The 19,680-nt window shown below is 59.1% G+C and carries 19 protein-coding genes; 12 read left to right on the top strand and 7 right to left on the bottom strand.

Annotated elements, in window-relative coordinates; all coding sequences use genetic code 11:
• Positions 1-16: 16 nt before the first annotated feature.
• The 4 genes from K9B32_RS23835 to K9B32_RS23820 all read right to left on the bottom strand — a co-directional run bounded on the left by K9B32_RS23835 (position 17) and on the right by K9B32_RS23820 (position 4,911).
• A complete protein-coding gene (locus tag K9B32_RS23835; RefSeq protein ID WP_224566688.1) occupies positions 17-1,999 on the bottom strand; it encodes a tyramine oxidase in 1,983 nt (660 codons plus the stop codon).
• A 30-nt stretch (positions 2,000-2,029) separates the two neighbouring features.
• Positions 2,030-3,436, bottom strand: coding sequence for an aldehyde dehydrogenase family protein (locus K9B32_RS23830; RefSeq protein ID WP_224566686.1), 1,407 nt, complete (start codon positions 3,434-3,436; stop codon positions 2,030-2,032).
• Between the two features lie 112 nt (positions 3,437-3,548).
• The gene (locus K9B32_RS23825; protein WP_224566685.1) at positions 3,549-4,475 is read right to left on the bottom strand and encodes a helix-turn-helix domain-containing protein; all 927 of its coding nucleotides are present in this window, start codon (positions 4,473-4,475) and stop codon (positions 3,549-3,551) included.
• A gap of 217 nt (positions 4,476-4,692) precedes the next feature.
• Positions 4,693-4,911: a hypothetical protein gene (locus K9B32_RS23820; RefSeq protein WP_224566682.1), complete on the bottom strand. Its 219-nt coding sequence runs from the start codon at positions 4,909-4,911 to the stop codon at positions 4,693-4,695.
• 115 nt (positions 4,912-5,026) lie between these two features.
• On the opposite strand from K9B32_RS23820, the gene K9B32_RS23815 reads away from it, so the two are divergent.
• The 12 genes from K9B32_RS23815 (at position 5,027) to K9B32_RS23760 (ending at position 18,056) form a co-directional block, all read left to right on the top strand.
• The gene (locus K9B32_RS23815) at positions 5,027-5,899 is read left to right on the top strand and encodes a LysR family transcriptional regulator (RefSeq protein ID WP_224566681.1); all 873 of its coding nucleotides are present in this window, start codon (positions 5,027-5,029) and stop codon (positions 5,897-5,899) included.
• Positions 5,900-6,151: 252 nt separating this feature from the next.
• The gene (locus tag K9B32_RS23810) at positions 6,152-7,894 is read left to right on the top strand and encodes a putative bifunctional diguanylate cyclase/phosphodiesterase (protein WP_224566672.1); all 1,743 of its coding nucleotides are present in this window, start codon (positions 6,152-6,154) and stop codon (positions 7,892-7,894) included.
• Between the two features lie 59 nt (positions 7,895-7,953).
• On the top strand, positions 7,954-8,412 hold the full coding sequence (locus tag K9B32_RS23805; RefSeq protein ID WP_224566809.1) for a ubiquinone biosynthesis methyltransferase UbiE: 459 nt from the start codon (positions 7,954-7,956) through the stop codon (positions 8,410-8,412).
• Entirely contained in the window at positions 8,409-9,587 is a 1,179-nt protein-coding gene (locus K9B32_RS23800) for a class I SAM-dependent methyltransferase (RefSeq protein ID WP_224566671.1), read from the top strand. The genes K9B32_RS23805 and K9B32_RS23800 overlap by 4 nt, the downstream gene beginning before the upstream one ends.
• Positions 9,584-11,941, top strand: coding sequence for a SpoIIE family protein phosphatase (locus K9B32_RS23795; RefSeq protein WP_224566670.1), 2,358 nt, complete (start codon positions 9,584-9,586; stop codon positions 11,939-11,941). The genes K9B32_RS23800 and K9B32_RS23795 overlap by 4 nt, the downstream gene beginning before the upstream one ends.
• A gap of 4 nt (positions 11,942-11,945) precedes the next feature.
• The gene (locus tag K9B32_RS23790; protein WP_224566669.1) at positions 11,946-12,500 is read left to right on the top strand and encodes a slr1658 superfamily regulator; all 555 of its coding nucleotides are present in this window, start codon (positions 11,946-11,948) and stop codon (positions 12,498-12,500) included.
• Between the two features lie 18 nt (positions 12,501-12,518).
• Positions 12,519-12,857: a slr1659 superfamily regulator gene (locus tag K9B32_RS23785; protein ID WP_224566668.1), complete on the top strand. Its 339-nt coding sequence runs from the start codon at positions 12,519-12,521 to the stop codon at positions 12,855-12,857.
• Between the two features lie 60 nt (positions 12,858-12,917).
• The gene (locus K9B32_RS23780; RefSeq protein WP_411969745.1) at positions 12,918-14,090 is read left to right on the top strand and encodes a helix-turn-helix domain-containing protein; all 1,173 of its coding nucleotides are present in this window, start codon (positions 12,918-12,920) and stop codon (positions 14,088-14,090) included.
• 311 nt (positions 14,091-14,401) lie between these two features.
• Positions 14,402-14,623: a hypothetical protein gene (locus K9B32_RS23775; protein WP_007797076.1), complete on the top strand. Its 222-nt coding sequence runs from the start codon at positions 14,402-14,404 to the stop codon at positions 14,621-14,623.
• Between the two features lie 293 nt (positions 14,624-14,916).
• Entirely contained in the window at positions 14,917-15,294 is a 378-nt protein-coding gene (locus K9B32_RS23770) for a VOC family protein (protein ID WP_224566805.1), read from the top strand.
• 50 nt (positions 15,295-15,344) lie between these two features.
• A complete protein-coding gene (locus K9B32_RS23765) occupies positions 15,345-16,889 on the top strand; it encodes a DHA2 family efflux MFS transporter permease subunit (RefSeq protein WP_224566666.1) in 1,545 nt (514 codons plus the stop codon).
• Between the two features lie 144 nt (positions 16,890-17,033).
• Complete coding sequence (locus tag K9B32_RS23760) at positions 17,034-18,056, top strand: LLM class flavin-dependent oxidoreductase (protein ID WP_007797066.1); 1,023 nt, start codon at positions 17,034-17,036, stop codon at positions 18,054-18,056.
• A 14-nt stretch (positions 18,057-18,070) separates the two neighbouring features.
• Here the strand turns inward: K9B32_RS23760 and K9B32_RS23755 are convergent, their stop codons facing one another.
• The 3 genes from K9B32_RS23755 to K9B32_RS23745 all read right to left on the bottom strand — a co-directional run bounded on the left by K9B32_RS23755 (position 18,071) and on the right by K9B32_RS23745 (position 19,618).
• Positions 18,071-18,658 (bottom strand): IMPACT family protein, encoded by a 588-nt coding sequence (locus K9B32_RS23755; RefSeq protein ID WP_224566664.1) that lies wholly within the window; start codon positions 18,656-18,658, stop codon positions 18,071-18,073.
• A 106-nt stretch (positions 18,659-18,764) separates the two neighbouring features.
• Positions 18,765-19,082 carry a plastocyanin/azurin family copper-binding protein gene (locus tag K9B32_RS23750; RefSeq protein ID WP_224566662.1) on the bottom strand — a complete coding sequence of 106 codons (318 nt, stop codon included), beginning with the start codon at positions 19,080-19,082 and terminating at the stop codon, positions 18,765-18,767.
• A gap of 11 nt (positions 19,083-19,093) precedes the next feature.
• Positions 19,094-19,618, bottom strand: coding sequence for a DUF4142 domain-containing protein (locus K9B32_RS23745; protein ID WP_224566660.1), 525 nt, complete (start codon positions 19,616-19,618; stop codon positions 19,094-19,096).
• Between the last annotated feature and the right edge of the window lie 62 nt (positions 19,619-19,680).

Below are 19,680 nucleotides of genomic sequence, written 5' to 3'. Positions count from 1 at the left end.
AGGCGCCCCTTTGCTATCATTTGGCGTTGCGGATCGTCAGCGCCGGATTATGCGCAAAGAAATTGTGCGGCTCGATATGGATCGTTTTCCATTCGGTCGACATCACGGGCCAATCCTCCATGCGCGGGATATGGTGGAAGCCGGCCGTGAACCAGGTCACGATATCCTTGCCCATCAGCGGCTTGTTGGCCTTGACCCATTCCGGCAGCGTATCCGCGCCATCGCTCTGCATCGCATACTTGCCGCCCGCATACTGCTGATCGATGTTGTAGACGGTGTTCCAGACCGAATACTCGATGTAGGCGTTGCGCTTCATCGGCGGATCCTTGGCAAAGTCGAACGGGCCGTAGGCAACGTCGCCATGATGGATCATCCAGCCCGGCTCTTGGCCGAGATAGCCTTCGCGGGAGGGATCGGAAATCATGAAGTAGCGCGGCTTCATCGCCGACAGTTGATAGCGCGCCTCCATCTCGGTCTTCGGCATCGTGTGCTGCACCGTCCACATCGAGCGCCGCGGGTTCTTCGCGTCGACCTTGGCCGGAACGATATCCATCGTCCCGAAATGGTTGTCCGGCTGATCGACGTCGAAATCGATGCGGAAATTGAAGTAGTGGTCATGGTTTGCCGCCACCAGGTTCGGTGCGATCAGCGTTCCATGAGCCGTGTCTTCCGCGGCCGTCGGATCGTTCATCGAGGTCGATGCAACGCCCTTTACTGCGTCCAGACCCGTTGCCCCGATCATGATCCTGATCTGACCGTCCTGCTGCAGGCGATAGTCGATCAGATAGTCATAGTTTCCGACTTCGGAGGCAGTGCGCACGACCAGTTCCGTCGCTGGACGGCCCTCGGCCGGGATCGGCTTTTCCGGGGTCTGTGCGAAGACTTCGAAATGGCGCCATGCCGGATCGCCGATGCTGCGCTCGAAGACGCAGATTGCGTTCGGAATGGTCAGCGGATTGCCCTTGTCGTCGGCAATCGTTGCGGGCAGGAAGGTCGCATAGTCGGGGCAATCGACACCAGAGCGCAGCGGGCTCAGGAACAAGCCGAAGCCATACTCCCCGCTGTCCATATAGGTACGCCAATACCAGCCTTCTGTCGGGTCCATGTAAGGTACGAACACCTCGGACAGATGCGACTGGTAGATCACCGAACGCCACTTGCCCCCATCCTTCACGTCGAGGTTGGAGACGACGAGGCCGGGGCGCTTGTCAACGCGGAAGTTCATCCGCCACATATCCCATTCGAGGTGGCTGCCGGTGATCTTGTAGTTCGGGCCGCCGGGCTGGGAGAGCTTCGCAGGGTTGATCTCGGGGCGCAGCGGCTCGCGCTCGGCAACTTCCTTCTCGGTGTAACCCCAGTTGTCCTTGGGGCCGTCGATCACACCGGTGTCGATGACGCGAAGGACTTCCTTCTTACCGATATCGTAAACGGCAAACAGGCCCTCGATGGGCTTTGCGTAGAAGTTCGATCCCTCGGGCACCTTGTAGCAGGGCACCTTCATCAGACGCGAGTTCTCGTATTCATCGGTGAAGAAGTTGCCAGCAGTCAACGGCAAGCAGAAAGCCTGTTCCGGCGTCAGACCACGCTTCTTCAGGCCGGCGATCATGTCGGGATTGGCAAGCGCACCTTGAAGAGCGTCCATGAACTCGGCGAACAGCACCATCGGCTGCCCTTTGATCGGCGTCGTGCTCTCAACCGTGCCCTTGGTGATGTTGACGACTGCCTCCTTGAACCCCTGCGGGCTCGTCAACTGGACCTTCGCCTCGCGGTCGATCTGGTCGTCGCCTTCCTTCCAGGAGAGAACCTCCTCCTTGGTGGGTTCCTTGAGCTCGATCAGCGGATAAAGCGTATTGTCGTCGACCACTTTCTGGTCGCGCAGGATCTTGTTGATCTTCTGATATTCCTCTGCCGTCAGCCCATCCAACGGATGAGCGATAGCAGCTGGCGCGCCAAGCGCCAGAAGCAAGCCGGCCGAAGCCAGATATCGCTTTATATTCATTGCATCCTCCCTATTGCATGCCTTCACTGATCAAGCGAATACCACCTGGATATTCGTGTATTCCTGCAGCCCTTCCTCGGCGAATTCGACGCCGAACCCGGAAGCCTTCACGCCGCCGAACGGGGCGTTCGGCTGAATGGCGCCATGCTTGTTGATCCAGACCGAACCGCACTCCATGCGGCTGGCAACCACCTTCGCGGCTGAGATGTCGGACGACCAGACGGAGCCTCCGAGGCCATTGGCGCTGTCGTTTGCAAGTGTAATTGCCTCGTCGACGTTGCTGTATTTGATGACAGGAAGCGCAGGACCGAACTGTTCCTCGTCGACAAGCGGATCGCCGTTCTTCAAACCAGCAATGATGGTCGGCGGAAAGAAAAGTCCCTCGCCCGGCTCACCGCCCAGCAACACCGCTCCTCGCTCTTTGGCATCCTTAACGAGACGCGAGAGCTTTTCGAACTGCATGCGGTTCTGCACGGGGCCGAGAACGCTGCCCTCCTCCATGCCGTCGCCGACAGGAATGTTGCGCGCGTAGGCGACAAGGGCATCGCAGACGGCATCGTGGATCGACTCATGGACATAAAGGCGCTTCATCGCCGCGCAGGTCTGGCCGTTGTTGATGAAAGCGCCCCAGAACAGGCCCTCGGCAATTGCCTGCGGATCGGCATCGGGCAGGACGATCCCGGCATCGTTGCCGCCGAGTTCGAGCGTCAGGCGCTTCATCGTCTCTGCGGCAGAGCGCATGACTTTCTGGCCTGTGGCACACGAGCCCGTAAACACGATCTTGCTGATGTCGGGATGGGCCGACATTGCCGCACCGATGTTGAACTCGCCGTCGTCGCCGGTCACGACATTCAGTACGCCGGGCGGCAGCACCTCGTTCATGATTTCAACCAGGCGAAGTGTCGCAAGCGGCGTCAGCGGCGACGGCTTGATGACGACGGTGTTGCCGGTTCGCAGAGCCGGCATGACGTGCCATATGGCGATCATGACCGGGAAGTTCCACGGGGTGATCGAGCCGACGACGCCGAGCGGCTTGCGATGAAGTTCGATACGCCCTTCGCTGTTGTCCTGGAGGATTTTCGGCGGCAGCGACAGCGCGGTCGTATAGCCTGCCCAGGCAACGGCGCCACCCAGCTCCCAGCGCGAGCCGAGCCCGTTCAGCGGCTTGCCCTGCTCGAGTGTGACGAGCCGCGCGAGTTCGTCGGCGTGTGCTTCAATGTGGGCGGTAGCGGCCGCACAGGCGGCTTGCAATTCCTGCTCGCTTCTGGCCGACCATGCGGGAAAAGCTGCCTTGGCGGCAGCAACGGCAGCGTTGAGCTCTGCAGCGCCCATGTTTGGCGCACGGCCAACTTCGCCTCCCGTGGCCGGGTTGACCACGCTGAAACTGCGCTCGCCGGCCATCGGCTTTCCGTCGATCGTGGCGCTATGGATCGTCATTCTCACCTCCTCCGAATGAGGTCCCGACCATCGGACAGGACTGGAAGCGGAGACTAGGCGATAACAGGCATCAGGACTTGGACTGAGCCGTCTGCATCTATGGACAAATCCGTCAGTGGCGGCGCGCAAAAACGCCCGGTGCGGAGCCGTATTTCTTTCGGAACTCGCGATAGAAATAGGAAAGATCGTTGAAGCCGGCGTCGTAGGCGACTGCGGCAATCCCGTCGGTCGGCTTGGTGGCACGCGGCTGCGTCAGCGTTGCATGCGCAAGTTCCAGCCGACGGCTGAGCAGCCGATGGCCTGGCGTCTCGCCAAGCAGACGGAAGTGTCGCTGCAACATGCGCTCCGAAACATTGAGCCGCCTTGCCAACTCGCCGGGCCCGAACGTCGGATCGGCACGGTGCCGATCAATCATGGCGAGCGCTCGCGACAGCAGGGTTTCGCTGGGTCCCGCAGCTTCGGCTGTCTTAGTACTGTGAAGGTAGGCGCCCAAAAGCGACAACATCGCCTCGCCGAGCTGCGCCGACGCTCCAGGCTCTGTGAGCATCTTGGTAATCACGGCCCGCATTGCCAACCAAAGGGGATCGTCCCGACTGATGGCGACGCCATCGGTACAGGCCTTGCCAAACCGATGAAGCATCTCGGCGCGTGGCATATGGACCGACAACTGGCTGGAGCGCTCACCGTCATAGACGAACGACGACGGCCGAACGGAATCGACAAGGAACATGTCTCCCGGGGCAAGCCGGGCTGAACGCTCGCCCTGCTCCACGCGACAGTGCCCCTCGTCCTGGATCAGCAGGAACAGATGCTCACCGGGGTCCTGCCGGATTGATTTCATCCCACGCTGCACGTGGCGGGCATCAAGTGCGACGATCGCAGTATCGAAAAGCCCCATACGACGCGTTGCCACATCGCCGGCCATCACATTGGTGCGGGCCATCGGTTCAACGTCGAATGCACCGCAAACTTTCCGGATTTCCTCCTGCAGAACCTCTACGGCCACCGGCTTGTGGACCGGCGTTACCAGCGACTGCATTCTCCCCTCCCTGGCTCCTGCAGACTTCACTTAAGCGTTCCTGTCGTATCGCATCCTATTCCGAATTGATACAGGTCGTCCATCAGCACATTCTCACGTGCGTATCGGATGCCGGTCGGTCAAGGCGCTTCAGGAATGCGTCAACGCAGCGTCTCGCTCGAGGCGTTCGGAACCCACTCGAGGATGACACACAGCGGACGAGTGGAGACACCTGCAGCTATAAGTTCCAGAACCAGGACTTGCCGATCTCAGCCGAAGCCTCCTCCGGCGTGATCCCGATGTCCTGAAGCTGATCCCTCGTCAGCTCCGCGATTGTTCGCCGGCTGCGACGTTTCTCCAAGCGCCAGGACAGAAACGCCAGTGCGCGTCTCAGAGCGCTTCGCAGCGCGGCGGCGTCGCTTTTCCAATCCAGTTCCTTCCCGACGTCGGTCGACATTTCACTCTCCTGTCATCAGCGATCCACCGTGCGATCAGCAGAACGCCAATAGGATAAGGCTGGCGAATACATCGAAGGAAGGTTATCATACTTATACAAAGCATAGGGATTTTTTATGATACTCAACCTTGATCAACTCTTGGCTTTTGTAACCGTCATCGATCTAGGGAGTTTCACGGCGGCGGCCGACAAGGTTGGCCTTACTCAACCGGCCGTCAGCCTGCAGGTCAAACTGCTCGAGCAGCGGCTTGGGGTTCGGCTGATCGAGCGCGTGGGGCGACGCGCACTGCCATCGCCAGCCGGCTCGGATCTCCTCGTTCACGCAAGGCGCATCCTGGAAGAATGCGGTGCGGCGGCCGATGCAATGACGCCACATCGAGAGGGCTCGGCCGGTCGAGTGAGGATCGGCAGCGGCGGGACAGCGTCAATACACCTGCTTCCTCGCGCAATCGCGTCCGCGAGAAAGCGAATGCCGGGACTTGAGATCACCGTCCGGATCGGCAACACCGAAGAGGTCTTGCGTAATCTTGAGGCAAACGCACTCGACCTCGCCGTCGTAACCCTTCCCGCCTCCGGCCGGTCGCTGGAGATCGAGCCTTTCTACGAGGACGAGCTGCTGGCAGTGGCTCCCAAAGACAGCGAAATACCCGAAGGAGGACCCGACGCCGCGTTTCTCAAAGACAAGGTTCTCATGCTCTACGAGGGCGGCAACACGCGCGCTGCCACGGACGGCTGGTTCGCCGACGCGGGCGTCCGGATACAGCCTGCGATGGAGTTCGGAAGCGTTGAAGCGATCAAGGAGCTGGTCGCCGCAGGATTGGGCTGGTCGCTGCTGCCTGCGCTCGCGTTGAAGCAAGACCGTGCAGGATTTCTCATGACGTCCCCCGTCAGGCCGCGCCTGGTTCGTCAGCTCGGTATTGTTTTGCGCCGGGACAAGCACCTCACCAAAGGTCTGCGAGAAGTCATGAAGTGTTTGCGCGAATTCTGAGGCTAGCTTTAGCGCGAATGCAGTTGGCGGCGTGGCCGTTGCTGTCATGTGTCGTTCTCATGATCCGACAAGGGCACTGTGTGCGTACATCGCGCATCCGTCGTTCGCCGAATAGGCACAATGGTGCCCTAAGGTAGCGTTTTTGATTGACTACAACACGGCATGCGCTAGCTCTTATACAGACAGCTGATTCAATACTGGTGGGATGCATCGAAATATTTAGGCCAAGCGCAACGAGGAGGCCCAACCCATATGCCGGAAAATCGTGCGAATTGGCCTAAGCTGGTTCCACAAGGATCCGAATTCTTCAGCCGCGCCGAGGCAGTCTTCTCGCTCTGGGATTTCGACCTCGTTCTGGTCGATTGGTCCGAAGAACTTGCAGGGCGCTCGGGGTTCAACGAGCAGCCTCCCACGAAGTTGGGTGATGTTTACCCGGCGCTGGCAAATCCTCCCTCCGCAGACCTCGTACAACTCGTCATCAATACCGGCCGGCCGCAATCCATCCGGTTAGGTGTATCAACCCACGACCGGTACGACCTGTTGCTGCTGCCGGCCAAAGAGGGGTTGGCGATCGTCGAAATCGGCGCTGCTGATCGCAACGAGACGACAACTGCACAAGAGCAGGAACGAGCGCTGCTCCTGCACCAGGCAACCCATGACGTCCTGACGGGACTGCCCAACCGCCGGCAGTTCAGCGATGAACTGGGGCGGCTTCTTCCTACCGACGACAACAGCGCTCTTGCGCTGATGCAGATCGACCTGGACGACTTCAAACCAGTCAACGATACGCTGGGGCACGGCGCTGGAGACATTGTTCTGAAGCTTGCCGCCGGCAGGATCCGAAGCGTGCTTGGCATGGACGAGACAGCCTTTCGCCTTGCCGGTGACGAATTCGCGGTCATCCAGACTGCTCAGGAGCAGCCCCGTGAGGCCGAGCGACTGGCTGACGCGCTGGTTGGCGAATTCATGAAGCCATTCGTGGTAGACGGCATCACTGTCTTTGTGGGAGCCAGTATCGGCATTGCGATTGCGCCCCGCGACGGCGATGAGGGCGAGCAATTAATGAAAGCGGCCGACGTCGCCCTCTATGCTGCCAAAAAGGAAGGACGCCGTCGCGCGCGAACCTTTGACCCCAGCATGTTGGTGGTGCTGGAACAACGGGAGCTGCTGAGGCGCAGCCTCAGGGTCGCGCTCCAGCATGGCGAGTTCTTCCTCGAATATCAGCCTCTTGTCGACAGCTCGCGCACCGTAACCGGCTTCGAGGCTCTCCTGCGCTGGCGCCATCCGAGGCTCGGCGTGATCCCTCCGATCGCCTTTATCCCGATGGCAGAAGCAGATGGGCTGATGAGCGAAATCGGCCAATGGGTGCTGGAACAAGCCTGTCGGGAAGCTCTGAGCTGGCCGGACCATTACACTGTTGCCGTCAACTTGTCCCCGGCGGAATTCTTGACAGCGGGTTTCACTGATCGCGTGTCGCAAACTCTCGATCTTATCGGTCTTCCCGCCGAACGCCTGGAACTCGAGATTACGGAAACCGTTCTTCTGGAGCGCACGACCAACAATCTCGATACTTTGAACACCCTCAACGTACTTGGCATTCAGATCTCGCTCGACGACTTCGGGACGGAGTACTCATCCCTGAGTTACCTGAAGAATTTTCCCTTCGATAACATCAAGATCGACAAATACTTCATCAACGACCTCCTGGACGACGAAAAGAGCCAGACGATCGTGCGCTCTGTCATTGCGCTGTCGCACGGGCTCGGCATGCGCGTCACTGCCGAAGGCGTGGAGACAGCCGAACAGGCCGCGTGGCTGCTGGAGGAGGGCTGCGACAGACTGCAGGGGCACTTCCTGAGCCCACCGATGGATGTGGACCGCATTGGCCAATTCATCGGCCACCGGAAAGCGCGACGGGGAAACGGCGGCGCAACGAGGACCATGACGGGTCCGGAGGGAGCCGGGATGGCGATTGGCCAAGGAGGTGCGGGTTGAAAAGGCAGGAGGCGGCGGTGGCAGCAGACACGGCTTTCGAGCAACTTCTCAATCTGGAAATGGAGATGGCAACGTTCACGGCCGACTGGCTGCATTGCGATCAGCTCTCGAACTATGTCGCCCGAATGGTCAGCCACGACCGCCGTGATCCGCTGCGCCACTCCAACCTTCTTTCCTCGGCCCTCAACGAACTCCTCGAGATGTCGTTTCGTTCGAACGCGCAAGAGGGTGAACTGATATGCGTCTTCTATCGTCATAAGCAGATAGAACGGATCGAGTTGAGCTTTCCGTGCCCGTCGCAACAGCGTCGCTTTTACGCTGAACTCGTTCAGGGTCTGAAACACAGTGGACAACTGGCACACTACGTTGAGGTCATCGCCGACGAGACGGCTCCCCTGGAGCAAGCAGTCCTATTGGGATTGGCGGTCAACTATGACGCGGACATAGAGCTACGCACTTCGACTGCCGACGCGCTCACCTTCGTTGTCGACCTGCCGCTCGAGAGGCTGCTCCATTGACCCCGAACAGTTCTTCACCTGTCTTTACGACGCAATTCGACACCGGCAATCAGGAATTTGTAGCAACCGGCGTTTTCAGACCCCGTTCGATCACCGACATCGCGGATGATCTCTTACTGCTGCGAGACAAGATTGAAACGGTCCAAGGGGTCTTCTACGTCAATCTGAAACGCGTCACGCACATGAACAGCACGGCATTCCGTGCCCTGGCGCGGGTCCTGGTCGACGCCTCCCGCTCGCGGCCGGAGCTCAGGATTGTCGTTCTCACATCGAGTGTTGTCACATGGGCAACGCAGATGTTTCGGCACCTAAGCGAACTCTCGCCCAATATCTCCATGGAGATATATGATTCTGCCTTTTATCCCGGTCAGACATTTGTCGAGAACGAGAGCTTCATCCCTATCCTCCGGACACAGACGAAGATGACCTGGCGTCACGAGCGGGAGATCCTGCCACGGCACGGACTTCGCAGCGGCATGACGATCGCCGACATTTGCTGCGGCATCGGTGATTTCGCAATGCTTGTCAGGAAGGAATTCGACCCAGCCAGGATAGTCGCGCTCGACCATTCCATGGCAAGCCTCGACTATGCGCGCTCCGTTGCGGAAGACTTCTGCGTCCGCGATATCGAGTACACTTATGGCGATGCATCGCAGATGTTGTTCGAAAGCGACCAGTTCGATTTCGTGACGTGCCGGCACTCCCTGCAGATCTTCAACCGACCCGAACTCCTCTTGAGGGAGCTTTATCGCATCTGCAAGCCGGGCGGCAGGGTCTATGTCACCAACGAAAAGAACTCCCACTGCCTGGGTGAGCCCCGCGCCGACAGCATCCAGTGGACCTATAACGAGGTTGCCAAGCTCTTTCGCCATTTCGACATGGACGTCGAAATGGGGCCAAAGGGGGCGCGCCTGTTGCTGGATACCGGTTTCGAGGATGTGAGGATCGAGAGCTTCATGGTCACTAACCTTGACGGCGATCCGCAGGAGTTCGCCGACGTCATTGAAGCCTGGGAAGATGTTTACGCGGGGGAAATGTCCGCCAGACGAGGAGACCCCCCCGAGTTCGTCGCGCGGTTCAGGCAGGGCTTTAGAGATCACATCTTTGCCGCCCTTCACCCGAGAGGCTATGCCGGTTGGCCTATTTGGGCAGCGTCGGGGCAGAAGCCGCTATGACCGGTGCCTCGAAGAAGCCGAGCCTCGGATTGCGCTCGTTTCGGACGAAATTCATCATCGTCGTCGGCGGCGCCGTGCTTTTCGATCTTCTTGTCAGCGGCGGCCTTGCGCTCTGGAATGTGCAACGGCTGTCGCGCGATGCGACCACTCAGGTCGGTGAGGGCCTTGAAAGGGCAAGCCAGGACTATATCCGCTCCTCCACCGATTCCACGGTCGCGCAGGTCGGCCTGCTTCTCGACCAGGTGCATTCCGACGTTAAAGCCCTGGCCGGCGTACTACAGGCGCAGATCGATCGACCGACCCGAAACGACGAGATTGGGGCAGCAATGGTCAAGGCCGACCCCGATGCTGTGACGGTAAGCTTCAATAATACAGGCGGCTGGGCGCAGAACGCCCCCGGCTCAGAATCCGTCGTCAGTGTCTGGGGATATCTCCTCGACAAGGATCATCATCCGCTGCCGCAAGTGCAGGCCGATATTGAAACCAGCGCTGTTCTTGATCTCGTTGCCCCGAACCTGCTGCGAAATGGCGCGTCCAAACTTCAAATGTACTACATCGGCCCGAAAGAGCGGCCGATCTTCAGAACTGCTCCCTACACGGATCAGGCGCAAACATTCGACAAGCTCTATCCCGGCCACAATGAGGCGAACTTCTGGGACTTCTTTTTTCCGGGTATCTACGAGTCATGGCAGCAATGGGCGCGAGATCCAGCCTCTCGCCCCGTTCCTGAATACATTACCCAGACTGCCCCCTACACCGACGCCATAACTGGAAAGCTGATCGTCAGCTTCTTCCATCCGCTCTGGACGGCCGATCACCGCGACGTAGCTGGGATCGTCGGCACCGACATAACGCTCGATCAGCTTGCCGAAATTGTCGAACACGTGAAGGTCGCGGAGAGCGGTTTCGGCTTCCTCGCCATGTCAAACGGCAATGTCGTTGCAATCAACCGAACCGGGGAGAAGGTCATCGGCTTGCGCGCGGCAAGCGACGCGACCACCCAGGGCGTGACAGGCGTTGACCGCTCGCTCCGAAACAGTTCGCAAAAAGCCATTGCCTCTCTTCCGCTCGATACGGATGGTGTCATTCAGCACATCTCACTGAACGAGAATGGCGAGGACGTGCCCTATCTGGTGGTCACCAAACAGCTCCGACCGTCCAATCTATGGGTCAATGGCCCGGTTCAGCGTGAAGTCATGTCGCTTGGCATTGTCGTACCGGAGCGGGAGATCTATGCCTCGCTCATCGCTGCCAGGGAGCAGATAGCGCGGGCAACCAATCGTATCCTGCTCTATCAGATCCTCGCGGTTCTCGTGTCACTGCTCATCGTCGCAGCCGCAGTCTTTGCGGCGTCGAAGCGCATTACCAGCGGGATCAGTGCTCTGGCGGCTGCCGCAAAGCGTATTGAAGCGAAGGACTATTCCGTGCGGGTGGCGATTACCAGCAAGGATGAGGTCGCGCAGGCCGGCATAGCTTTCAATCGCATGGCCGAACAGATCAGCTTCCACACCGAGAACCTCGAAAATCTGGTCGAGGAACGCACGAAAGAGATCGAGGAGGCAAAGGAAGAAATCTCGGCATTGAATACGCAGCTGAAGAGCGAAAACCTACGCCTCGGCGCCGAACTCGATGTGGCCCGACACATCCAGATGATGGTGTTGCCACGCGCAACGGAGCTCGGCGCGGTAGAGCATTTGGAAATTGCCGCTTATATGCGTCCCGCCGACGAGGTTGGTGGCGACTACTATGACGTCTTGCAGAATGGCAGGACCCTGAAGATCGGTATTGGCGATGTTACAGGTCATGGCCTGGAGAGCGGCGTGCTGATGTTGATGGTGCAATCGGTCGCCCGAGCCTTGCTCGAGGCGGGAGAAACCGACCCATCGAAATTCCTTGCATACCTGAACCGAGCGATCTTCAAGAATATCGAGCGGACGAGGACCAATAAGCACCTCAGCTTGTCTTTTCTTGACTACGATGGTGAGCGCCTCACGATCTCTGGACAACATGAGGACCTCATTGTCATTCGCCAGACAGGCGAGGTCGAGCGCATAGATACCGGTGACCTCGGCCTGCCGGTTGGACTTGAATCCGATATCTCGCCTTTTGTTGATACTCGCGAGATATCCTTCGAGAAAGGTGACCTGATCGTGCTTCATACGGACGGTGTCACGGAAGCCGAAAATACACGGGGCGAGCTGTTCGGCATCGATCGGCTTTGTCAGAGCGCACGGCGCCTGCATGGCCAGACCGCCGAAGAGGTAAAGGACGGTATTATCGAAGGGCTGATGACCTATATCGGAACGCAGAAAATACATGATGACATCACGCTGGTCGTGATGCGGCATAGGTGATGACATGACCGTCACGCTCTTTGGACAGAAACACCTCACCTCCCACGATACTACGCACGCGTTCCGACTTCGGTTGTTTGACGGTCCGCTTGATCTCGCCTGGAAGCATTCCGGCATGACGTCTGACTTCATCGCCGAGATGATGGCGCCAAGGTTTCGTCCATCGAAGCGGATCTACAATCAGCTCAAGCAGGACATCGGTTATCTCGCAAACGAACTGATCGAGAACGCCATTAAGTTTCGCATTCGTGGAGAAGTCGTGGTAGAAGCGCGTGCACAACCGGATTGTTTTCGACTCAGGGTGTCCAATTTTGTCGACAGCCAGACGGCCGACAGATTCAAGCAACTGCTGGGGAAGGTAACGAGCGGCGATCCCGGCGATCTGCTTATCAGGCAGATCGAGTCAAATGCCACGACCGCGACCGGCGATGCGTCCGGCTTGGGTTTGCTAACCTTGATGAGCGACTACGAGGTGCAGTTTGCGTGGCTCTTCGAGGAAGACAATCCTCGCGAACGAACAAGGCTTGAAACATATGCCGCGATGGCAATTCCGGCATGAAACGGCAGGAGGTGCGCCATGGAAATTAGAGAAGAAGCCTACCGCGTCTGGTCCGAGGGCAGCACCGTCTATTTTGATGGGACAATGCGTCTGTCGGGACCTGACGCGTATGCGCCTGTCCAAGCACTTGCGATGAAGGCGCTCGAAAACGAGGGGGGCAAAACCACTTTGGACCTGACGGGCCTGGAGTTCCTCAATTCCTCGGGCATAAACCTGCTCGCCAAACTGACGATCGAAGCGCGCAACCGCCCGGACATTCATTTGACCGTGCTGGGGTCATCACAGATTTCGTGGCAGACGAAGTCGTTGCCCAACCTCAAGAAACTGCACCCTGGCGTGGATCTAAGGATGACCTGACGGCGTACGACTGAGTGGAAAGAAAGGGCAGTGCTCGCCTGATCGATAATGGAGGCCGAATTGCCAGACGACGAACGATCTCGCTCCTCCCCCGCACCATCCGATGCCGGCGTCGGCGACGACGGCAGGGCTGTGCAGATGGAACGTCGTCGCTTTCCTCGCGAGACGAAACCACAAGAAGAGCAGCCCGCACCGCCACCAGCATTGAAGCCGTTGCGGTTTTCCACGCGCGACCTCGAACCGGAACAGCAATTTGCCGCCTGGCAGTCTTACGTCGCGCCGCTTGTCGATATCAGGCGCCCGGATGGTTCTCCCATGGGCTATGTGGCCGACCACGCGGCTTGGAACCTCGGCGGAATGCTCATCGTGCAGCAAAACACCCCCGCCCATAGCTACATGCGTTCGGAAGCGAAGGTGAGGTCAAGCCCCATCGATCACTGGCATATTTCTGTATTGCGCAGCGGCCGGACATGGACGGAAGTCGGTGGACACGTTTCCGAGGGCGAACCTGGAAAGGTGGAGTTGCGCAGTTTGGGGCATCCCTTTCGCGGTCGATCGACGGACGCCCAAACCCTGTCCCTCTATCTGCCTCGGGAACTGCTCCATCCCGCCTCCACCGAGATCAAGAACAACATCGCGCTTTCCGGAACGCGTGCCAAGCTACTGATCGACTATCTGGACGGCGTCGAGGCGAAGCTCGCTGAGCTGGCGGAGGTTGATCTTCCGCATGTCGTCCAGACCATCCGTGACATGATCCTGACCTGGGTTTCGTCATCGTCAGCACACGTCTCATCCGCAGAGCCGCACAACAATCTGCCGCTGAAGGAGCGCGTCTACCACTTCGTCCAGCACAATTTGATGTCGTCCGAGCTAACAACCGATCGTTTGTGCCGGGAATTGGGCATCTCGCGCACGCGGCTCTATCAGGCTTTCGAACCGGACGGCGGCGTGCATCACTATATTCAGCGACGCCGGCTTCTGTCCGCACACGCCGCTTTGAGTGATACGTCCAACCGGCAACAGATCGTCGATATCGCCTTTGCAGCAGGTTTTTCCTCAGCCGCGCATTTCAGCCGCGCCTTCAGCAAGGAATTCGGCTACAGCCCGCGCGAGGCGAGGCACGTGGTCATGCCGTCTTATCTCGGGCACTCGGTCGAGCCCGAGTCCGAGGCCGAGAGCGCTCAATCCTTCGACACGTGGCTGAAAACACTCGGGCACACCCGCCGCGCCTGAGCGCAGCCATCCCTGTCGCGTTAAAGCGGGCCATCGGCAGGATGCCGAAGGCTGATAGCCCCCACCCGTTCGGCCACGCCGATCGCCCGCGTCACGCCCAGCCGTGTGCCAAAATCAATCATGCGCGAAAGTGGCTGGGGCACTACCAAAGGCAGCAGAAATGGACGCTGCTGCAAGTTTCTGGATGCGCAGCTAACGACAGGCGCCCCGTAAGCCCTTAATAAAGAAGCATAATCGCAGTGCAGTCAGTCAGACGGAACGCACAGCAAATGCGCTCCCTTCGTCAATGAAGCAACTTTCAGGGGCATGTCATGGAACCGACGAATCCTACGATCCAGATCAGCAATCCTCGATATCCTGCGAATGATCCTTATCGCGTCGTCGAGCGCGAGGAAGTCCTTGCGCAGGCCTTTCGGGCTTTCGTGCAGCGAGCCGTTGCTGCGGGTTGGAAGGAATCGGAGGTTGCTCTGACTTTGGCCGATATCGCCGATGACTACGTAATGGCTCTCGCTCGAAGGGTTACGGCAAACTAGTACCGAGTACCGTCCGCGTATCGCAGCTGGGGGCAAACGCGGAAATGCCGACATCCCTTCAACCGGCCCGGGGCCCGCCGCTTTGCAGATGACGCGAAGCGGCGGGCCTCGGTCGTTGCGCCCTGGCTAGCCCAGTTCAACATCCTTGGACGCGTCCTCGATAGATCAAGTCGGCGCCAAGACCGACAATCTGGAGCAGTCATTTGCTTTACAGATATCACGCTGTACAGTCTGCGAGCAGCCATCGGCAGCGGCTCGAATGCGCATGACTGCCGCGCCCAGAAGGAGGAATGATGTTTCATCATGTTTCTATCGGCGTGTCCGATCTTGAACGTGCCCGCAAATTCTACGATGCAGCACTTGGGCCTTTGGGCTATGCGAGGCTTTCAACGAGTGACAAGTGGCTGGGTTATGGCGCCGAACAACCCCAGCTTTGGATAAAGCTCGCGGAGCGCCCGGTTGTCCCCGACATGGAGTCGGGACTGCACTTCTGTTTTGTTGCCGATAGTGAGGAAGGTGTCAGAGGCTTTCACGCAAAAGGTATAGCCAATGGCGGGACGGACAATGGCGAACCCGGCATACGTCCAGAGTACGCGTCCTTCTATTATGCGGCATTCGTCATCGATCCGGATGGCTATCGCCTGGAAGCCTTTTTCCACCACCCTGAATGAAGGCCCGCAACCCGGGTCGCCTCGAATACCCCTGATCGCAAGGCAACCGCATGTCGCAACACCTTGAGCCGGCCTCCTCTCGTCCGCCTTCAGCGGTGATTTGGGTCGGCTTTATTGCGATGTGCGTCGGCATGTTCATGGCGATCCTGGATGTGCAGGTCGTCGCCACATCCCTGCCAACGATCCAACAGGCCATCAATATCGATCCAGACCAGATGAGCTGGATCCAAACCGTCTATCTCATCGCGGAGGTGGTCGCCATACCGCTCACCGGCTTGCTGACGCGCGTCTTGACGATGCGATGGTTATTCGTCGCCTCCATCGGCCTGTTTGTCGTCGCTTCCGCCGGCTGTGCGGCAAGCAGCGACTTCAGCGAGTTGGTTGCCTGGCGGGCGCTTCAAGGCTTCTCCGGCGGCACGTTGATTCCCGCGGTGTTTTCGGCTGTTTTCATCCTTTTTCCAAACGAGCGGCAGGCAATTGCCACAACAATTGCGGGCGTACTGGCGGTTCTGGCCCCAACTGTCGGCCCGATCATCGGCGGCTGGCTGACGTCGACCTACTCGTGGCACTGGCTGTTCCTCATCAACATCATTCCCGGGATCGTCTCGGCGCTCGTGGCGTGGCGGTTCCTGCCGCAGCAGACGGGCGACACCTCCGAACTTCGAAATCTCGATAGTCTGTCACTTGTCATGATGGCGTTGGCACTGACGAGCCTCGAGTTGGGACTGAAGGAAGCGCCGACGAGCGGCTGGATCTCGCCTTATGTTCTGAGCCTGCTGGTGGTAAGCCTGGTCTCTGGGGCCGCGTTTGCGTCGCGCTCGCTGCGCAGGACACGCCCGATCGTCGACCTGCGTCATTTCCACGATCGGAATTTCCTGATCGGTTCGGCCCTCAGTTTCGTGCTGGGGATTGGCCTTTTCGGCTCGGTCTATCTCATGCCGGTCTTCCTTGCCTTCATCAGGGGGCACAACGCCCTGGAAATCGGGACGACGATGCTGGTCACGGGTATCACGCAGCTGATCGCCGCGCCGATCGCCGTTGCGCTGGAAAAGCGAACGGATCCGCGCCTGCTTTCGGCCGCAGGCTTCGCATTGTTCGCAATCGGATTGGGGATGAGTGCATTTCAGGATCCGCGCTCCGACTACGACGCCATGTTCTGGCCCCAGGTCGTGCGCGGCGCAGCGATCATGTTCTGTCTGCTGCCACCGACCCGCCTGGCGCTCGGAACCTTGCCGCCGGCGCAGGTGCCTGACGCAAGCGGGCTCTTCAATCTGATGCGCAATCTTGGCGGGGCGATCGGCATCGCAATGATCGATACGATCATCTACACGAGGTCGGAGCCGCTTGGGCAGAGGCTATGGGATCAACTGCGAGCCGGCGACGCAGTCGCAGCAACGTTTGTCGGGGCTCCAACCGGCACGGTCACCGGCAATGCAGGCACCTTCAGTCCCGACACCATCGCCGCGCTGGATCCGCTGGTACAGACGGCAGCAAGCGTCCAGGCGATCAACGAGGCTTGGCTGATCGTCGCCGTACTGACAGGCTGCGCACTGCTCTTTCTGCCATTCGCAAGACCGGTCGCTCCGCCGCAATGAAATTGCGCGAAGGCCTTTCATTTGGTGATGCCAACCGCAAAGAGTGAACAGAGCGTTCAGTCGTCTTTTCATGGCAGATGCCGCTTCCCATGTTAAACCAATCGCAAATCCCACGGCAAACCGTGACATCCAACGGGCAAAATCATGAAGAAAATCGGCTTTCTCTCCTTCGGCCACTGGACGCCTTCGCCCCAGTCGCAGACCCGCTCCGCAGGCGACGCGCTGCTCCAATCGATCGACCTCGCCGTTGCCGCCGAAGAACTTGGTGCGGATGGTGCCTATTTCCGCGTCCACCATTTTGCTCGACAGCTTGCCTCCCCCTTCCCCTTGCTGGCGGCAGTCGGTGCCAAGACGAAGACCATCGAAATCGGTACCGCAGTCATCGACATGCGCTACGAAAACCCGCTTTATATGGCTGAAGACGCCGGAGCCGCGGATCTGATCGCAGGCGGGCGTCTGCAACTCGGCATCAGCCGCGGTTCGCCCGAGCAGGTCATCGATGGCTGGCGCTATTTCGGCTACCAACCACAGGACGGCTCGACAGATGCCGATATGGGCCGTGGCCATGCCGAAGTGTTCCTGGAAGCGCTGAAAGGGGAAGGCTTTGCCCAACCGAACCCGCGTCCGATGTTCCCGAACCCGCCCGGCCTGCTGCGCCTTGAGCCCTATTCGGAAGGATTGCGCGACCGCATCTGGTGGGGTGCCGGATCCAACGCAACCGCCGTCTGGGCAGCCAAGCTCGGCATGAATCTGCAAAGTTCGACGTTGAAGGATGACGAAACGGGCGAACCCTTCCACGTCCAGCAGGCCGCACAAATCCGTGCGTACCGAGAAGCATGGAAGGAAGCCGGCCATAGTCGCACGCCGCGCGTATCGGTCAGCCGCAGCATCTTCGCGCTCGTCGACGATCGCGACCGCGCCTATTTCGGTCGCGGCGGCAAGGAACAGGATTCGATCGGCTATATCGACGAAAACACCAAGGCCATCTTTGGTCGTTCCTACGCGGCCGAACCGGAAGCGTTGGTCAAACAGCTCGCCGAAGACCAAGCGATTGCCGAAGCCGATACCCTGCTGCTGACAGTCCCCAATCAACTTGGCGTCGACTACAACGCCCATGTGATCGAGGCGATCCTCAAGCACGTAGCCCCTGCCCTCGGCTGGCGTTAGACCCTCGCGCCCGTCTATTGCTTCAGGGCGAGCACGCTGCGTCCGCTTGTCGTATCAGCGATCAGACGGGCAATTTCCTCTGACTTTGCTTCAGCAAAGCTGGCAGTGATCTCCGCACCGGCGCCCGAGAACGTCTCGCTCAGGATCTGCACGCCCTCGAAGGCGGTGAGCCTTGCCTTGAGGATGGCAAGGTCGGAAAACCCGGCGCGGATCGTCCCTTGCAAAGTTGGAACGAACTCGACGAGCTCGCCGGCCCGGAGGCAGGCGGCAGCCGTGCCGCCATAGGCGCGGATCAATCCACCGGTGCCAAGAAGAACGCCGCCAAACCAGCGCGTCACGATAACCACGACCTTTTCCAGCGATTGACCGTCAATCGCCTGCAGTATGGGTTTTCCGGCTGTTCCACTTGGCTCGCCGTCATCGCTGAAGCGGTACGTCTGACCAATACGCCAAGCCCAGCAGTTATGGTTTGCATCGGCCTGGGAGTACGCTGCAAGCGCCTCCTTAGCCTCGAGCTCACTGGCGATCGGTACGCCGATCGCCAGAAACCTGCTCTTTTTCACGATCTGCTCAAGGGATGTGGGACGTTCCAGCGAATACATGACAGCTGTATAGGGCAGCGCGAGCGCCGAGCGAAGATGGTTTATCAGGCGACGGCGGACATGACAGTGGACAGTCTCGCCGTGGACGCAGCGCTGCCGAACCCCACTATTGTGCCGGCATCGAGATCCGACCCTTCATGTTCGGATGAAAGCGACAATAGTAGTCGACCGGGATGGTTGCCTTCAGCACCACACTTCCCGATTTGCCGGGAGGAATGACCACCTCCCAGTCTCCCTTCATGGTCGCCGTATGGGCAAGAATGTCCTTGTTGATCCATTCAATGGTGTCGCCTGGCCTTGCGCTAATCTCGGCGGGCGAAAACATCATCTTTTCGATTGTCACCGTGACTGTTTCCGCCCGCACCGGAACGACACCTGTTGTCAATGCAGATACCGCAGCGATCCACAGATGCCGTCGCAGCATGTCGAAATCTCCTATTTGAGGTCGGCAGCAACGTGCTCGGCGTGCTGTTGGTGGCCCTGGAAGATTTTCAGACCGGTTTCGAGCAGTTCCTTGAGTTCGGCATTGCTCGCCGAGGGGATCAACAGCGTCTCGAGCGCGCCGTTGACCTGCTTATGGTAGGCGACTTCGTTGGCGACGTAGGCCTTGTCGAAGTTCGCGCCGTTGAGCTTGGCGAGTTTCGCCCGCTCATCGGTCGCAGCCTTGGCCAGCGCCTTGCTCGTATCGTTGTCCTCAGGCGTAACCTTGAGCTTCTTGACCAATGCGAGAGCCTGCGTATTCACGGCCTCATGGTCTCGCACCATGTCCTCAGCGAAGGCAACAACATCCTTGTTCTTGGATTTAGAGATCGCAAGTTTTGCTGCCTCTACGTCGATGACGCCGGCTGTATAGGCGATATGAGCGATCTGCGGGTCCGTCGGTTTGTCCGCGGCCCATGCCGATGGCGCAAGTGCGAACAGGCAAAGCGCGGTCAAGGTTGTCATCTGTCGGGTATGCATGGAACCTCCTTGGCCCGAGCCGACGAGGCTGGGCGTTATTATCTAGAACGAACATTGGATGC

Origin of the sequence: Rhizobium sp. 3T7 (assembly GCF_020166565.1) — a bacterium.
Classification (GTDB): Bacteria; Pseudomonadota; Alphaproteobacteria; order Rhizobiales; family Rhizobiaceae; genus Rhizobium.
Note: the sequence above shows the minus strand (reverse complement) of the source record. Positions and strands in the feature narration are given on the sequence as shown.

What these genes read in the sequence shown, in the direction of transcription:
- K9B32_RS23835 (WP_224566688.1), bottom strand. Translation starts at nt 1,999, where the DNA reads ATGAATATAAAGCGATATCTGGCTTCGGCCGGCTTGCTTCTGGCGCTT.
- K9B32_RS23830 (WP_224566686.1), bottom strand. Translation starts at nt 3,436, where the DNA reads ATGACGATCCATAGCGCCACGATCGACGGAAAGCCGATGGCCGGCGAG.
- K9B32_RS23825 (WP_224566685.1), bottom strand. Translation starts at nt 4,475, where the DNA reads ATGCAGTCGCTGGTAACGCCGGTCCACAAGCCGGTGGCCGTAGAGGTT.
- K9B32_RS23820 (WP_224566682.1), bottom strand. Translation starts at nt 4,911, where the DNA reads ATGTCGACCGACGTCGGGAAGGAACTGGATTGGAAAAGCGACGCCGCC.
- K9B32_RS23815 (WP_224566681.1), top strand. Translation starts at nt 5,027, where the DNA reads ATGATACTCAACCTTGATCAACTCTTGGCTTTTGTAACCGTCATCGAT.
- K9B32_RS23810 (WP_224566672.1), top strand. Translation starts at nt 6,152, where the DNA reads ATGCCGGAAAATCGTGCGAATTGGCCTAAGCTGGTTCCACAAGGATCC.
- K9B32_RS23805 (WP_224566809.1), top strand. Translation starts at nt 7,954, where the DNA reads ATGGAGATGGCAACGTTCACGGCCGACTGGCTGCATTGCGATCAGCTC.
- K9B32_RS23795 (WP_224566670.1), top strand. Translation starts at nt 9,584, where the DNA reads ATGACCGGTGCCTCGAAGAAGCCGAGCCTCGGATTGCGCTCGTTTCGG.
- K9B32_RS23790 (WP_224566669.1), top strand. Translation starts at nt 11,946, where the DNA reads ATGACCGTCACGCTCTTTGGACAGAAACACCTCACCTCCCACGATACT.
- K9B32_RS23785 (WP_224566668.1), top strand. Translation starts at nt 12,519, where the DNA reads ATGGAAATTAGAGAAGAAGCCTACCGCGTCTGGTCCGAGGGCAGCACC.
- K9B32_RS23775 (WP_007797076.1), top strand. Translation starts at nt 14,402, where the DNA reads ATGGAACCGACGAATCCTACGATCCAGATCAGCAATCCTCGATATCCT.
- K9B32_RS23770 (WP_224566805.1), top strand. Translation starts at nt 14,917, where the DNA reads ATGTTTCATCATGTTTCTATCGGCGTGTCCGATCTTGAACGTGCCCGC.
- K9B32_RS23765 (WP_224566666.1), top strand. Translation starts at nt 15,345, where the DNA reads ATGTCGCAACACCTTGAGCCGGCCTCCTCTCGTCCGCCTTCAGCGGTG.
- K9B32_RS23760 (WP_007797066.1), top strand. Translation starts at nt 17,034, where the DNA reads ATGAAGAAAATCGGCTTTCTCTCCTTCGGCCACTGGACGCCTTCGCCC.
- K9B32_RS23755 (WP_224566664.1), bottom strand. Translation starts at nt 18,658, where the DNA reads ATGTATTCGCTGGAACGTCCCACATCCCTTGAGCAGATCGTGAAAAAG.
- K9B32_RS23750 (WP_224566662.1), bottom strand. Translation starts at nt 19,082, where the DNA reads ATGCTGCGACGGCATCTGTGGATCGCTGCGGTATCTGCATTGACAACA.
- K9B32_RS23745 (WP_224566660.1), bottom strand. Translation starts at nt 19,618, where the DNA reads ATGCATACCCGACAGATGACAACCTTGACCGCGCTTTGCCTGTTCGCA.